General features: G+C 73.5%; 10 protein-coding genes. 5 read left to right on the forward strand and 5 right to left on the reverse strand.

Going from position 1 to position 15,075, the window contains the following annotated elements; genetic code table 11:
* Positions 1–6 precede the first annotated feature (6 nt).
* The 4 genes from ABD665_RS06500 to ABD665_RS06515 form a co-directional block, all read right to left on the reverse strand.
* A complete protein-coding gene (locus ABD665_RS06500) occupies positions 7–876 on the reverse strand; it encodes an aldo/keto reductase (protein ID WP_204911702.1) in 870 nt (289 codons plus the stop codon).
* Positions 877–907: 31 nt separating this feature from the next.
* Positions 908–1,972: an HD domain-containing protein gene (locus ABD665_RS06505; RefSeq protein WP_204914102.1), complete on the reverse strand. Its 1,065-nt coding sequence runs from the start codon at positions 1,970–1,972 to the stop codon at positions 908–910.
* Positions 1,973–2,039: 67 nt separating this feature from the next.
* Complete coding sequence (gene dusB, locus ABD665_RS06510; protein ID WP_344741519.1) at positions 2,040–3,212, reverse strand: tRNA dihydrouridine synthase DusB; 1,173 nt, start codon at positions 3,210–3,212, stop codon at positions 2,040–2,042.
* 14 nt (positions 3,213–3,226) lie between these two features.
* The gene (locus tag ABD665_RS06515; RefSeq protein ID WP_425562131.1) at positions 3,227–4,645 is read right to left on the reverse strand and encodes a glycine--tRNA ligase; all 1,419 of its coding nucleotides are present in this window, start codon (positions 4,643–4,645) and stop codon (positions 3,227–3,229) included.
* 124 nt (positions 4,646–4,769) lie between these two features.
* Here ABD665_RS06515 and ABD665_RS06520 point away from each other — a divergent pair, with 124 nt between their 5' ends.
* Positions 4,770–6,218, forward strand: a complete 1,449-nt coding sequence (locus ABD665_RS06520; protein ID WP_204911699.1) for a polysaccharide lyase — start codon at positions 4,770–4,772, stop codon at positions 6,216–6,218.
* Positions 6,219–6,227: 9 nt separating this feature from the next.
* On the opposite strand, the gene ABD665_RS06525 is transcribed toward ABD665_RS06520, so the two are convergent.
* Positions 6,228–6,548 (reverse strand): antibiotic biosynthesis monooxygenase, encoded by a 321-nt coding sequence (locus ABD665_RS06525; RefSeq protein WP_204911698.1) that lies wholly within the window; start codon positions 6,546–6,548, stop codon positions 6,228–6,230.
* Positions 6,549–7,033: 485 nt separating this feature from the next.
* Between ABD665_RS06525 and ABD665_RS06530 the strand changes: the two genes are divergently transcribed.
* From ABD665_RS06530 to ABD665_RS06545, 4 genes are all read left to right on the forward strand, one after another.
* Entirely contained in the window at positions 7,034–9,409 is a 2,376-nt protein-coding gene (locus ABD665_RS06530) for a glycoside hydrolase domain-containing protein (RefSeq protein WP_204911697.1), read from the forward strand.
* Positions 9,410–9,431: 22 nt separating this feature from the next.
* Entirely contained in the window at positions 9,432–10,772 is a 1,341-nt protein-coding gene (locus ABD665_RS06535; protein WP_204911696.1) for a glycosyltransferase, read from the forward strand.
* Between the two features lie 102 nt (positions 10,773–10,874).
* A complete protein-coding gene (locus ABD665_RS06540) occupies positions 10,875–11,165 on the forward strand; it encodes a DUF6703 family protein (RefSeq protein WP_204911695.1) in 291 nt (96 codons plus the stop codon).
* A 253-nt stretch (positions 11,166–11,418) separates the two neighbouring features.
* Entirely contained in the window at positions 11,419–15,036 is a 3,618-nt protein-coding gene (locus ABD665_RS06545) for a fibronectin type III domain-containing protein (RefSeq protein WP_204911694.1), read from the forward strand.
* Positions 15,037–15,075 lie beyond the last annotated feature (39 nt).

Raw genomic sequence — 15,075 nt, forward strand, 5'->3', positions numbered from 1 at the left:
CGAGGTCTAGCCGGCCGCGTTCAGCCGGTCCATCTCGTCGCTGCTGAGCTCCAGGTCGGGCGCCGTGGCGGAGTCGGTGATCGTCTCCGGGCGCGAGGCGCCCGGGATCGGGACGACCACGTCGGCCAGCGCGAGCTCCCAGGCGAGGCAGACGACCTGCGGGCTCACGCCGCGCTCCTTCGCCACCTCGGCGAACGGGGCGAACGTGTGGCCCAGGTCGGCCGCGTTCGTGATGCCGCCGAGCGGGCTCCACGGGAAGAAGGCGATGTCGAGCTCGGCGCAGAGCTCGAGCTCGCTCTGGCTGGTGCGGAACGCCGGGCTGAACTGGTTCTGCACCGACGCGAGCCGGCCGCCGAGGATCTCGTCCGCCTGCCGGATCTGGTCGACGTCGGCGTTCGAGATGCCGGCGAGGCCGATGAGGCCCTCGTCGAGCAGCTCCACGAGCGTGCCGACGGACTCCGCGAACGGGACCTTCGGGTCCGGGCGGTGGAACTGGTAGAGCCCGATCTGCTCGACGCCGAGCCGCTGGAGCGACGCCTGCACGGCCTCACGGAGGTGGCCGGGGCTGCCGTCCTGGGTCCAGCTGCCGTCGCCGGGGCGGAGGTGCCCGCCCTTGGTGGCGACGAGGACGTGCTCGGTGCTGCCGCCGTACGAGGCCAGCGCCTCCGCGATGAGGGTCTCGTTGTGGCCGACGTCGTCGGCGTGCAGGTGGTAGGCGTCGGCCGTGTCGATGAGCGTGATGCCCGCGTCCAGCGCGGCGTGGATGGTGGCGACGGACCGGGCGCGGTCGGGGCGGCCCTCGATGGACATGGGCATGCCCCCGAGGCCGACGGCCGAGACGGGCGTGCCCAGGGAACGGATGGCGCGTTGTTTCATGCGTCCTTCTTTACCCGGCCGGGCGCAACGCCTACCCGCCGGGGCGCAGCGGCAGCCGTTCCGGGTCCCACGCGAGGTCCCGGACGGCGAGGTCGAAGGCGAAGCGGTCGGTCATCCCGGCGACGTAGGTGACGGCGGTGCGGACCGGGTCGTCGTCGGGCACCACCGTGTCCGGCAGCGCGCCCGGGTGCGCCACGAAGTGCTCGACGAGGGCCTGCAGCACCTCGACCACGGCGCGTGACTGCGCGAGCGACTCCGGCCGGACGTAGATCCGCTCGTAGTTGAACGCCCGCAGCGAGGCGAGCGCCCCCGCAGAGTCGGCGGACATGCCGATCTCGCCGTGCTCGGCGACGCTGGCCACGACCGCCCGGACGAAGTGCCCGAGCTGCTCGCGGCGGGTGCGGCCGGCGACCTCGGCGACCTCCGCCGGGATCTCGTCGGGACGCACGATCTGCGCGTGGACGGCGTCCTCGAGGTCGTGGGCGCAGTAGGCGATCCGGTCGGCCCAGCTGACGATCTCGCCCTCGACGGTGCTCGGCGCGGGCCGCGACCACGAGTGGTTCCGGATGCCGTCGAGGGTCTGCGCGCAGAGGTTGAGGTCCGCCAGCGACACGTCCGCGCCCCAGGGGCCGTGGTCGAAGCCGCCGGGCACGTACGCGTCGAACGCGTCCTCGCTGGCGTGCCCGCCCGGGCCGTGGCCGCAGTCGTGCCCGAGCGCGATCGCGTCGGCCAGGGACACGTTCACGCCGACGCCGCGGGCGATGGAGGTGGCGATCTGGGCCACCTCGAGCGCGTGGGTGAGCCGGGTGCGCTGGTGGTCGGTGGGGTGCACGACGACCTGCGTCTTGCCAGCCAGCCTGCGGAACGCGGTGGAGTGCACGACCCGGTCCCGGTCGCGCTCGAAGCAGGTCCGCTCGGGGTCGGGCTCCTCGGGGCGGGCCCGGTCGCCCGCGCCCTCCGCAAAGGTCGCGCCGGCCCGCAGGACCTCCCGCTCGTACGCCTCCCGCGCCAGCCGGTCGACCGTCCGGCCCGGTCCGACGCGGGCGTGCGAGGTGGCGTGCGCGCGCACCAGGCCCTCGGCGGGGTGCCCGTGCATCGTCCGCGCCCACTGCTGGGCGCGGACCGACGGCTCGGGCCCGTCGGCAGGCTCGGGAGACAACGGGTCAGCCACCCGAGACGTGCTCGTCGTCCTCGAGGTCCAGCGCCGCGCCCGACGCGTCGTCCAGCCAGTGCTCGGGCAGCGCGACCTTGGCCTTGGGCGCCCCCTGGCGACCGCGCGGGGTCCCCAGCTCGGTGACCGGGAAGGCCAGGTCCGGGTCGAGGCCGGCCAGCGCGGCGTCGAGCTCGGCGAACGAGGACACCATGGCCAGCGCGCGACGGGTGTCGCCGCCGACCGGGTAGCCCTTGAGGTACCAGGCCATGTGCTTGCGCAGGTCCGTCAGCGCGCGGCGCTCGCCGTGCTCCGGGTCGGTCTGCAGGCCGGCGAGCAGCTCGGCGTGCCGGCGGATCGTCACCGCCACCTCGCCCGACGTCGGCAGGGCCCGCCGGGCCGATCCCGCGGAGGACCCTTCGGGGGCCTGCAGCGCGACCGCCAGGTCGTGGAACAGCCAGGGCCGACCCAGGCAGCCGCGGCCGACGACGACGCCGTCGGCGCCGGTCTGGTCGAGCATCCGGCGGGCGTCCTCGGCCTCCCAGACGTCGCCGTTGCCGAGCACCGGGATGGAGACGTGCTCCTTGAGCTTGGCGATGGTCGACCAGTCGGCGTGCCCGGAGTAGGACTGCTGCGCCGTACGCCCGTGCAGCGCGATCGAGGCGCAGCCCTCCTCCTCGGCGATCGCGCCCGCGTCGAGGTAGGTCTGGTGCGCGTCGTCGATACCGACCCGGGTCTTCATCGTGACGGGGACGCCGTACGGGCGGGCGGCCGCGACCACGGCGCGCAGGATCGCGCGGAGGCGGTCGCGCTTCCACGGCAGGGCCGCTCCCCCGCCCTTGCGGGTCACCTTGGGGACCGGGCAGCCGAAGTTGAGGTCGACGTGGTCCACCCGGAACCGCTCGGCCAGGATCGCCGTCGCGTCGGCCATCGTCGCCGGGTCGACGCCGTAGAGCTGCACGCTCCGGGTCGTCTCCCCCGGGTCGAACTGCAGCATCTCCATCGTCTTGCGGTCTCCCGCCACGATGCCGCGGCTGGTGATCATCTCGCAGACGAACAGCCCGTCGGTGCCGCCGCCGGCCTCGTGCTGCTCGCGGCACAGCTGCCGGTACGCCGCGTTCGTCACGCCGGCCATCGGCGCGAGCTCGACGACCGGGGCGGCCGCGGTCCAGGGGCCGGTTCTCATCGGGAGCCCGGTCATCAGCAGCCCGGGAGGCGGGCGCCCAGGTAGGCGACGACCTGGGAGAGCGCGACGCGCTCCTGGGTCATCTCGTCGCGCGAGCGGATCGTCACGGCGTCGTCCTCGAGGGTGTCGAAGTCGACCGTGACGCAGAACGGCGTGCCGATCTCGTCCTGGCGGCGGTAGCGACGACCGATCGCCTGGGCGTCGTCGAAGTCGACGTTCCAGCTCTTGCGCAGCTCGGCGGCGAGGTCGCGCGCCTTGGGCGAGAGCGCCTCGTTGCGCGACAGCGGCAGCACCGCGGCCTTGACCGGCGCGAGCCGCGGGTCGAGCTTGAGCACCGTGCGCTTGTCGACGCCGCCCTTGGTGTTGGGCGCCTCGTCCTCGGTGTACGCGTCGACGAGGAAGGCCATCAGCGAGCGCGTCAGGCCGGCCGCCGGCTCGATGACGTACGGGGTGAACCGCTCGCCGCTCGCCTGGTCGAAGTAGGACAGGTCGTTGCCGGAGTGCTCCGAGTGCGTCTTCAGGTCGAAGTCGGTCCGGTTGGCGATGCCCTCGAGCTCGCCCCACTCGCTGCCCGCGAAGCCGAAGCGGTACTCGATGTCGACCGTGCGCTTGGAGTAGTGCGAGAGCTTCTCGGCCGGGTGCTCGAAGTGCCGCAGGTTGGCGGCGTCGACGCCCAGGTCGGTGTACCAGCGGGTGCGCTCGTCGATCCAGTACTGGTGCCACTCCTCGTCCGTGCCGGGCACGACGAAGAACTCCATCTCCATCTGCTCGAACTCGCGGGTGCGGAAGATGAAGTTGCCGGGGGTGATCTCGTTGCGGAAGCTCTTGCCGACCTGGCCGATGCCGAACGGCGGCTTCTTGCGCGTGGTCTGCACGACGTTCGCGAAGTTCACGAAGATGCCCTGCGCGGTCTCGGGGCGCAGGTAGTGCAGGCCGGACTCGTCCTCGACCGGGCCGAGGTAGGTCTTGAGCATCATGTTGAAGTCGCGCGGCGCGGTCCACTGGCCGCGCGTGCCGCAGTTGGGGCACGGCACGGAGGTCAGCTCGACCGTGTCGGGGTCGTCGACCTTGTGCTTCTCCGCGTAGCCCTCCTGCAGGTGGTCGGCGCGGAACCGCTTGTGGCAGTGCAGGCACTCGACCAGCGGGTCGGTGAACACGCCGACGTGGCCGGAGGCGACCCAGACCTGGCGCGGCAGGATCACCGAGGAGTCGAGGCCGACGACGTCGTCACGGCTCTGCACGACGGTGCGCCACCACTGGCGCTTGATGTTCTCCTTGAGCTCCGTGCCGAGCGGCCCGTAGTCCCAGGCCGACCGCGTCCCGCCGTAGATCTCGCCCGAGGGGAAGACGAAGCCCCGGCGCTTGCACAGGCTGATGACGTTGTCGAGGGTGGTGGGGGCCACGAAGGGTGCTCCAGACGTACGGTCGGCCACCGTCCCCGGCTGGGACGGCACGACGTCCAAGCCTACTGGCGCGGCACCGCTGCTCCTCGACCGCGCGGCGCGGAGGTTTGTCACCGATGGGGTCGGCGGTCCGCTGGTGAGCGATGATCGGCCCGTGACGGGGGTCCGACGGGCGCCGGAGGCGGGGCCGGGGGGCCGTCGCCTGCGGGTCGCGCTCTACGCCAGCGCCGCTCTCGTCGTGATGGCGCTGGTCGCCACCGCCGTGGTCGTCTTCGCCGACCGCGGGTCGGGTTCCGTCGTGCCCCCCGCCGACCCCGGCGGCTGCGCCGCGCTGACCGTCGACGTGCGCTACCAGATCGACCCCGGCCGGCAGACCGGGCTCCTGACGACCACCCCGGGGGCCGCCGCCGGAGCCCGTGACGCGGGCTACAGCCGGGACGAGGGCGTGGTGTTCCGGGTCGCGACCAGGCCGGCCGACGGCCTGGTGGCCGTGCACCAGCTGCGCCGCGACGTCGGCGACCAGATCTGGACGACGAACGCCGACGAGGTCCGCGAAGCCGTCCAGGCCTGGGGCTATGTCGACCAGGGCGTCGTCGCCTACGTCGCGTCCGCACCCCTGCCGTGCACGCTCGGGGTCGAGCGGTTCCAGTCCCGCGGCGTGCACCGCTACGCGACGACGACCGGTGAGCGCGACGCGCTGCGCCGGGCCGGCTGGGCGCCCGAGGGCTCCTTCTACGCGGCGCGGCCCGCCGGGGCGACCACCACGGCGACCCCCGGGACGCGGCCGGGCAGGAGCCCCACGGCGGACGGGCCGACCTCCGGCACGGTCGTCGACGCGGGCTTCGACGACGCCCAGGTCGGCCCGGTCACGCCGGAGTCCTTCAACGAGGCGGTCGGGAAGACGAACCGCGAGGACGCCGCGTACGACGGCATGTCCTACGTCCGCGGCGACGACGGGAGCGGACGGTTCGTCCGGACGCACCTGGCGGCCCACCGGATCCTGGCCCGCAACGACGCGCCGGACGACGGCAACGTCCTCGTCGTGCCCCTGGGCGACCAGAGCCGGGACAGCGCGTGCATCTCCTACGACGTGCGCTTCTCCCCCGGCTTCGAGGTCTCGGCCGGCGGCAAGCTCCCGGGCCTGCTCGGCGTCGCCCCCGGAACCTCCCCCGCGACGCCGACCGGCGGGGGTTCGACGGAGCACGGCTGGTCGGGGCGCGTCATGTGGCTCGGGCCCAAGCTGTCGCGGCTGGTGCGCGAGGCCGGGCAGCCGGACCTCGCCGTGACGTACCTCTACCACCCGGGCCAGACCGGGACGTTCGGCGACGACGTGAGCTGGGGCCGCGGCATCGTCGACGGCTCCTGGCACCGCCTGCGTCAGTGCTACACGCTGAACACGGTCGGCCAGGCCGACGGCCGCCTGCAGGCCTGGGTCGACGACCTCCCCGTCCTCGACCGCTCCGACGTCGTCTACCGGACCGACCCCGAGGTCCACATCACGCACCTGGACTGGTCGGTCTTCCGCGGCGGCGACACCGCCGACTGGGCGGCCGCGACGGACGGCGACGTCGACCTCGACAATCTCCAGGTCACCGTCGGCTGAACCGTCTCGTCAGAGCGGCGGGACCGAGCCTCGCGCCACGTTCGGGCCGACGAGGTCCGGGTCCTCGTACGCGGTCGGCTCGTCGATCGCCCGGGACAGCAGCGGGACGACGACCGAGCGCGACTCAATCCCGGACAGCGCGCGGCGGTAGGACCCGACGTCGTCCCAGCGGGCGGTGATGGTCCACAGGTCCGGCTCGTCGAGGTTCCGCGCGAAGTCGAGCGAGCGCAGCCCGCCGCGCTGCCGCAGCACCGCGATCGCCGTCTCCGCCTGCGCGACGAACGCCTCCGTGTCCTGCTCCGGCACCTGGAAGCGCGTCACGACGATCATGGCGAGCAGTATCCCCGGACGCCGCGCCCTCCCCACGGCCCCGGCACCGGGCTCTGCCCCAGGGACCTCAGGACTTTCACGTTTACGTGAAAGACCTCGCCTTGCACGGCAGATCTGCCGTGGTGAGTACCCGGGTCCCACGTAAACGTGAAAGTCCTGAGGTCGGGAGCCAGCGGCACCCGGGACACCGATCACCTCGTGGCCCGCCGACAGGCTCAGGGGGCGTTCCGCGGGCTCAGGCGGCGCGATCCTCAGGCTCAGGACGGCGGCTCGCAGGCCGGGTCGCAGCGGGAAACGTTGTCGGCCCGCGAGGAAACGTTGTCAGCACGGGGCCGTGACCGGATCGTTGGCGAGGCGTCATCTGAGCGCAACCCAACGGCCACCGGACGGCCCTAGGTTCGTCGGACTCGGGAACCCCACCGCTCGTCCGCCTCCGACTCTCCGCCGCTGCACCGCTCCTTCCCGACGAACCGACGGAGGCACCGATGATCGAGCACGTCGACCCCTTCATCGGGTCCTCCGCGACCGACCTGCCCGCGCCGGTGGGCCTGGCGGCGAGCTGGTGGTGGCCCAAGCCGCAGGTCGGCAACACGCACCCGGGCGCGACGTACCCGTTCGGCATGGTCTCGGCGTGCGCCTACTCCGGCGCCTACCCGACGGGCTACGGCCAGTACGAGCTGAACACCGAGGGCGTGCCGCCGCAGCTCTTCACCGAACAGCTCGCCTCGGGCTTCACGCACTTCCAGCAGTCCGGTACGGGCGCGATCCGCAAGTACTACAACTACTTCCGCGTCACCCCGATGCTCGAGCCGCTCGACGCCCTCGGCACGGCCTGGACGGTCGCCGACGAGGAGGCCGAGCCCGGCTACTACGCCTGCACGCTCGGCCCTTCGACAGGCTCAGGGAACGGCGTGGGGGGCTCAGGGAACGGCGCGGGGGGCGCCGGGAACAGCCAGGGCATCCGCTGCGAGCTCACCGTCGGGCCCAAGAGCGCCGTGCACCGCTACACGTTCCCCGCGCACGCGGACGCCCGCCTCGTCGTCGACTTCTCGATGGGCGGCCTGGTGATCCCGTACGGCCGCACGGTGCCGCTGCGCGCGCACCTCGAGACCACCGCCCCGGGCGTCGCGCACGCCGAGATCGTCGTGGAGGGGACGCCGCTCGCGACGCACCTGGAGTTCGACGGCGCGGACTGGCCCCAGCTGCTCTGGTACGACCGCCGCCTCATGCAGGGCGGCACCCGGCTCGACTTCGACCGCATCCGCCCGACCACGCTGCGCCCGTTCGGCCTCATGTGGCGGGGCCGCGCCGAGCCCGGCCAGGTCGTCGAGCTCCGGTTCGGCTTCTCGCTGCGCGGCGCGGACCAGGCGCGGACGAACCTCCACCGCGACGGCGCCGCCCGCGAACGGGTCGAGGTACGCCGGCCGGAACCGCCGGAGGACCGTACGCCCGCTGTCGCGGGCCCGGTCGCCTTCGACGAGCGGCGCGCCGGCACCGCCGCGGCGTGGCGCGAGCACCTGGGCCGGATCAAGATCGAGACGCCCTCGTCCGCACGGCGCACCGTCTTCTACAGCGCGCTCTACCACGGGATGATCAAGCCCTGCTTCGCCGTCGACGAGAGCCCGTTCTGGCCGTCCGACGGCGCGTTCGCCTTCGACATCTGCACGATGTGGGACATCTACCGCACGCAGCTGCCGCTGCTCACGGCGCTCTTCCCGGCCCGCGCGGTCGAGCTCGCCAACGCCTTGATCAACATCGCCGAGGAGGAGGGCAACCTCCCGATCGGCTACCGGATGGCCAAGGGCGTCGACCGCTTCTCGCGCCAGGGCAGCGCGCTCGCGCAGACCTTCCTGGCCGACCTGTGCACGCTCGGTCTGCCGGGCCTGGACTGGGACTGGGCGCTCGTGCACATGGACCTCGACCTGCGCCGCGCGTACGGCGAGGAGTACCTGCTGCGCGGCGTGGCCCACCCCGTGACCCACACGCTCGACCTGGCCTTCGGCTACCACTGCACGGCCAAGGTCGCGCGCCACGTCGGCGACACCGCGCTCGCCGAGCAGCTCGAGGGCCTGGCCACGCGGTGGGTCAACGCGTTCGACGCCGAGACCGGCCTGCTGATCGACTCGTCCTTCTACGAGGGCGGGAGGTGGAACTACTCGTTCCGCGTGCTGCACGACATGGCGGCCCGCATCGACCTCGCGGGCGGCGAGGACGCCTACCTGGCGCTGCTGGACTCCTTCTTCGGCTACGGCGCCGAGCCGGTGACGCAGGTCGGCGAGCGCCCGAGCGTCGCCGAGCTCGCGGCCGGCTACGCGCTGAACCGCTTCGAGGGGCTGAACAACGAGCCCGACATGGAAGCGCCGTGGGCGTACCACTACCTCGGGCGCCCGGACCGGACCGCAGAGATCGTGCACGGGGTCGTCGAGAACATGTTCGGCCTGGGCCGTGGCGGCCTGCCCGGCAACGACGACTCCGGGGGCCTCAGCTCCTGGTACGTCTGGGCCAGCCTCGGGCTGTTCCCGGTGGCCGGCCAGGGGCTCTACCTCGTCAACGCCCCCTCGTTCGCGTGGTCCCGGCTCCGGCTCGGGCGCGAGACGCTCGAGATCACCACGACCGGGTTCGTCGAACCCGGCCCCGACCGCCCGCCGCAGTACGTCCAGGCGGTGTGGTTCAACGACCAGCCCTGGGAGCAGAGCTGGATCACGACCCGGGAGCTGCACCGCGGCGGCACCCTGCTGATCGACCTCGGCCCGACCCCGTCGGCCTGGGGCACCACGACCCGACCCCCGTCCGTCACCCCACCCGGAGCCGGCCACGACGCACCGTCGGGCGCTCCCGTACCCCTCACCACCACCGGCTAGCAGCAGGACGAGAGGAGCCGACATGACCCCGCCCCCCGAAGGCCCACGCCCGTCGCGACGTCGCCGACCCCGGGCCCGTACGCGCCGCCGCCTCGTGATCGTCGTGCGCGCCGACCCGGTGATCTGCGGCCACTCCGGCGAGGCCCGCAACCTCGCGGAGGCCGCGCTGCTACGCGGGTTCAGCGAGGTCAAGATCGTCACCTGGCCGGTCGAGCGCCTCGTCGCCGCCGGCCTGCCGCTCAAGCCGCTGGAGAGCGTCCAGCCCTACAGCGAGGGCATCGAGGTGGAGCGGCCGGAGCCGGTCGGCGACTACCGCGTCCCGGACGGGCGCTACCTGTCCGGCCTCGTCGGCCGGCTGGTCGAGCTCTTCACCGACGGCGTCCCGACCGTGGCCATGTCGCTCTACCTCAGCCCGCACACGCTCGCGGTCAGCGAGGCGGTGCGGGTGGCGCGCGAGACCGGGCTCCCGGTCCGGGTGTCGACGATCGCCGAGGCCGTCGGGTCGGACGTGACCAACGTCGTCCGGACGTGCGTCGAGAAGCAGCAGTTCGGCGCGGCCGCGCAGGTGCTCACCGCCTACCTCGGCAGCGACGTCCCCGTCGCGGTGTCGGAGTACACCCGCGACCTCGTGGTGTCGTCCGCGGAGGCGATCGACGCCCGCCACGGCACGCGGTTCGCCGAGCGCTGCCGCGAGCGCGTCGCCATCTCCTACCCCGCGATCAACACCGCGGACTACCTCGACCTCGACCCGGCGGTGACGGCGCGGGTCCTCGCGGCCCGCGGCCTGACGCCCGGCTCGTACGTGCTCTACCTGTCCCGGCTCGCCCGGGCCAAGGGCGTCGACGACCTCATCGCCGGGTTCGCGGCCAGCCCGGCCGCCGCCGGCAAGACGCTCGTGATCGCCGGCAACGGCCCCGACGCCGCGGAGCTGCACGCGTTCGCAGCGGCCTCGACCGCGGCGGAACGGATCCGCTTCCTCGACGACGTGGGCGACGACGAGAAGCCCGCCCTGATGGCCGGCTGCGCGACGTTCGTGCTGCCGAGCAAGCCGATGCCCGAGTTCGTGGAGACGTTCGGCATCGCCCTGGTCGAGAAGATGCTCGCCGGTGGCGGGCCGGTGATCACCTGCGACACCGGCGGCATCGGCGAGGCCGTGGGCGAGACGGCCCTGATCGTGCCGGTCGAGGACCCGCAGGCCATCGCCGACGCCCTCGACGAGGCCCTCGGGCTGCCCGACATCGAGCGCGAGATGATGGAGCTCGCGGCCCGGGAGCACGCCCGGCAGTTCGACCGGCTGGCGGTCTTCGACCGGCTCCTCGCCCGGCTCCCCAGCGACCAGGTGGCCTCGCTCGGCGCGTACTGACGCCCCTCCCGACCTCGGCAAGTGGTCGCTCCGGCGCCTCCGGAACCCTCCGGGAGGCACCGGACCGACCACTTTCCGGAGGGGTTCGGCCACACTGGCGGGGTGACCGACCCCGCTCCGACGACCCTGCGCAGGCGCCTCGAGGTCGTGAGCCGGCCTGCGCTCGTCCGCCTGACGGCCCTGCCCAGGCCGGTCGTGCCGCTCGTGACGGTGGTGCTCTTCGCCGTCGCCGTCCTCGCACCCCCGGCCGTGGCGCTCGTCGCTCTCGTGCTGATCGGGCTGTTCCTGGTCTGGCTGACGTTCCTCGCCTGGCCCGCGGTCGGTGCCGGCGGCCGGGCGATGCGCCTGGCGATGGTCGCGCTGGTCGTCGTGCTGGGGGTCACCCGCTTCTAGGCGGAGCACGGCGGTCGCGCCGGTTCTTGTGCTTTTCCTGCACATCACCTGAGAGCCTGATTAGATCGGCCCTGAAAAAATAGTGATCTCGGGGGATTGCTCGACCTGCACGGCCACCGCCGTCCGGGCCCCTCCCTCGACAGAAGGTGCTGCGATGCCCCTCGCTGTGCCGTGGCGTCCCGCCACGATCGCCAGAGTCCGCCCCCTCCTCCCCCGCCTCTCCGCCTCCGCGACCTTCCCGCGCGTCGCGGCGGTGAGCGCAGCCACCCTGGTCCTCGCCAGCGTGTTCGGCACCGTGGCCGCCGTGCCGGCCTCCGCCGACGTCCCGTGCGCGGACGGGTCGACCCCCGCGCAGGACAGCACGCTGAGCTGCAGCGTCGCCGGCAGAGCCACCCTCACCGTGCCCTCGGGAACGACCTCGGTCGACGTCTCGGTGCTCGGCGGGGGCGGCGGCGCGGGCTACCCGGCTCGTCAGCACATCGGCGGCAACGGCGCCAAGGTCAGCGGGACGCTCGCCCTCCCGGCCGGCACGGCCTACCTGTACGTCGTCGTCGGCGCTGCCGGTAGCGGCGACAACCACGGCACGAGCACCGGCGGAGGCGCCTCGGCGGTCTTCGCCCAGGACCTCGACCACACCTTGCTGGCGAAGCTGGCGGTCGCCGGTGGCGGCGGCGGCGGTGCCTACAACGGCGACGGCGGCGACGCCGGCTCCGCGGGCACGAGCGACAACGCACAGGCCGTCTCCGGGCCCGGCCAGGCCGGCGTCGGCTCGACCGGGGGCGCCGGCGGAACCGGGAACTACGCCCCCGGGACGGCGGGCCAGAGCAACGATCCCTCTGCCCTCTCCGTAGCGCCGGGGGGCAACGGCGGCGCCGTGCCCGGCGGCGCCACGGGCGGCGGAGGTGGCGGGGGCTACGCCGGCGGCGGCGGTGGCGGCGGCAGCCGGGGAAGCATCCTCAGCAGCAACGTCGCCGGTGGCGGCGGCGGTTCCTCGCTCGCGTCCGCGTACCTGGCGGGCGCGTCCGTCTCGATCGCCAGCGGGACCGGTGGCGTCCAGCTGCCCGGGCTCGTCGCCAGCGACGGCGCCACGGGTTCGGTCTCGCTGACCTTCCACGGCCCGGCCGTGCCGGCGGCGCCGACCGGCGTGACCGCCACCGCGGGCGATACCCAGGCCTCGGTCTCCTTCACCGCTCCGGCCTCCGACGGCGGCTCGCCCGTCACCGGCTACACCGTCACCGCGAGCCCGGGCGGAGCGACCGCCGCCTGCGAGGGCAGCCCCTGCACGGTGACCGGGCTGACGAACGGCACGGCCTACACCTTCACCGTCGTCGCCGACAACGCCAACGGCAGCTCATCGGCGTCCCAGGCGTCGAGCGCCGTCACCCCGGCCCTGGCCCCGGACGCTCCGACCGCGGTCGAAGGGGCGGGCGCCGACGGCTCGGCCCTCGTCTCCTGGACCGCCCCGGCCTCCGACGGCGGTTCCGCGGTCACCGGCTACACGGTGACGGCCTCCCCGGGCGGCGCGAACGCGACCTGCGTCTCGAGCCCCTGCCGCGTCATGGGCCTCGACAACGGCGAGGACTACACGTTCACGGTGGTCGCCACGAACCCGATCGGCAGCTCCACGCCCTCGGACGCCTCGGCGCCCGTGAGCGTGCGCACCGTCCCCGGCGCGCCGACGATCACCAAGGTCACCCACGGCAACGGGGCGGCGACGGTCACGTTCGACGCTCCCTCGGAGGACGGCGGAGCGCCGGTGACCGGCTACACGCTGGTGGCCTCGCCGGACGGTGCCAGCGCGGCGTGCCCGGGGAGCCCGTGCACCCTGGTCGGGCTGCAGAACGGGACGAGCTACACCCTGCAGGTCCTGGCCCTCAACGCCGCCGGCAGCTCGGAGCCCTCGGCGGCCAGCGACGCGATCACCCCGGCCACCGTGCCCGACGCCCCGCGCTCGCTGAAGGTGGACCGCGGCGACGGCCAGGCCGTGCTGACGTTCGACGCTCCTGACCACGACGGCGGTGCCGAGCTCTCGGGCTTCGAGGTGTCGGTCGACGGTGGCAAGAGCTGGAAGGAGCTCGAGACCGACGGGTCCGACCCGCTGACGGCGACGATCACCGGCCTCGCCAACGGCACCGGGTACGCGATCGCCGTCCGCGCGGTCAACGCGGAGGGGCACGGCGCGGCGACGTCGCTCTCCGACGTCACCCCGGCCGGTGTCCCGGGGACGCCCTCGGGTGTCACGGTCGCCCGTGGGGACGGCCAGGTGAAGGTGTCCTGGACCAGCCCGGACGACAACGGTTCCGCCATCGAGGGCTACGAGGTCGACGTCCCCGGGCTGGACAAGACCGTGACGTGCGCCGCTTCGCCGTGCGTGGTCGACGGGCTCACCAACGGGACGAGCTACCAGGTCCGCGTGCGTGCGCGGAACGACGTCGGCCGCTCGGTCTGGTCCGACCTCTCCGACGGCGTCGTGCCCGCTGCGGCCCCGAAGGCACCCGCCCTGGTCGACCTGTACTCCGGCGACGGGGCGCTGCTCGTCCGGTTCACGCCGGTGGCCACGTCCGACGACGGCGGGGACCCGGTCACCGGCTACGAGTACAGCCTCGACGGACGTACCTGGCACACCCTGCCGACGAACCCCTGGGGAACGGGCGACGACCTCGCCGGATCCGTGGGCGACCTCCAGAACGGGACCGCGCTGACGCTGCGCGTCCGGGCCGTCAACGGGGTCGGCGGCGGCACCGCCTCCGGCGCGCTGACCGAGACCCCCGCCACCGTCCCGTCGAAGCCGCGGACGGTCGAGGTCAGCTCCTCGAAGGGCCGCACGACGGTCTCCTGGAAGGAGCCGACCTCCGACGGCGGGTCGCCGGTCACCGGCTACACGGTGGTGGCCGCCCCGGGCGGTGCGCTGTGCGAGGCCGACGGCGGCTCCGCGCGGTCGTGCACCTTCACCGGTCTGGTCCCGGGCGCCACGTACGCGTTCTCGGTCACGGCGACCAACCTGGTCGACCACCGCATCGGGACCGGTACGTCCGAGGCCGCCACGACGGGGCAGGTCCTCGTGACCGACGCCCCGAGCGCACCGGCGCAGCTCTCGGTCACGCCCGGCGACCGTACGGCGACGCTCACCTTCACGGTCCCCGTGTCGGACGGCGGCAGGGCGGTCACCGGCTACGAGGTGAGCACCGACGGTGGTGACACCTGGCGCGGCGTCTCGACGACCCTCGTCCGTGGCGGCGTCGCCGCGCGGACCGCCTTCGTCGGTGGCCTGGACAACGGCAGCACCTACCCGATCGCGGTGCGTGCCCGCAACGCCGACGGTGCGGGGGCGGCCACCCCGGCCTCGAGCACCTTCCTGACGCCGTGGTTCGCCGACCCGGTGAGCGTGGGCGACCGGGCGGCCGAGATCCCGGTGCCGACGGAGCCGGCCTTCTACCGGGGCGGCCTGACGCACACCGTCGCGACCAACCGTTCGCACGGCGGGACGGTGGCGATGGAGGGAGCCAGCCTGAAGGGTCGTCAGCTGCAGTCCGGTCAGGCGGTCCAGCTCACCGCGAAGCTCTTCGGCGACAGCTCGTCCAGGCTGACGAGCAGCGGCAAGAAGCAGCTGAAGTCGGTGGCGCGCAGCCTCACCTACGTCCAGGAGATCAGCTGCGAGGGCTACGTCAACTACGGCAACCCCAAGAAGAAGGGCCTGACGAGCCTCTCCAAGAAGCGAGCGACGGCCGTCTGCACCACCCTGCGCGGCTACGCGAAGCAGGTCGACGTGGAGGCGAAGGTCGGGTACGGCGACGACCACCCGCTCGTCGTCGGCGGGACCTACGCCAAGCGGGTCGACAACCGGCGCATCGTCGTGGTGATCGACCGGTAGCCCGGCGAGCACCACGAGCATCAGGACCAGGGTCGGCGA

The sequence above is a fragment of the Microlunatus spumicola genome, assembly GCF_039536445.1.
Taxonomy (GTDB): Bacteria; Actinomycetota; Actinomycetes; order Propionibacteriales; family Propionibacteriaceae; genus Microlunatus; species Microlunatus spumicola.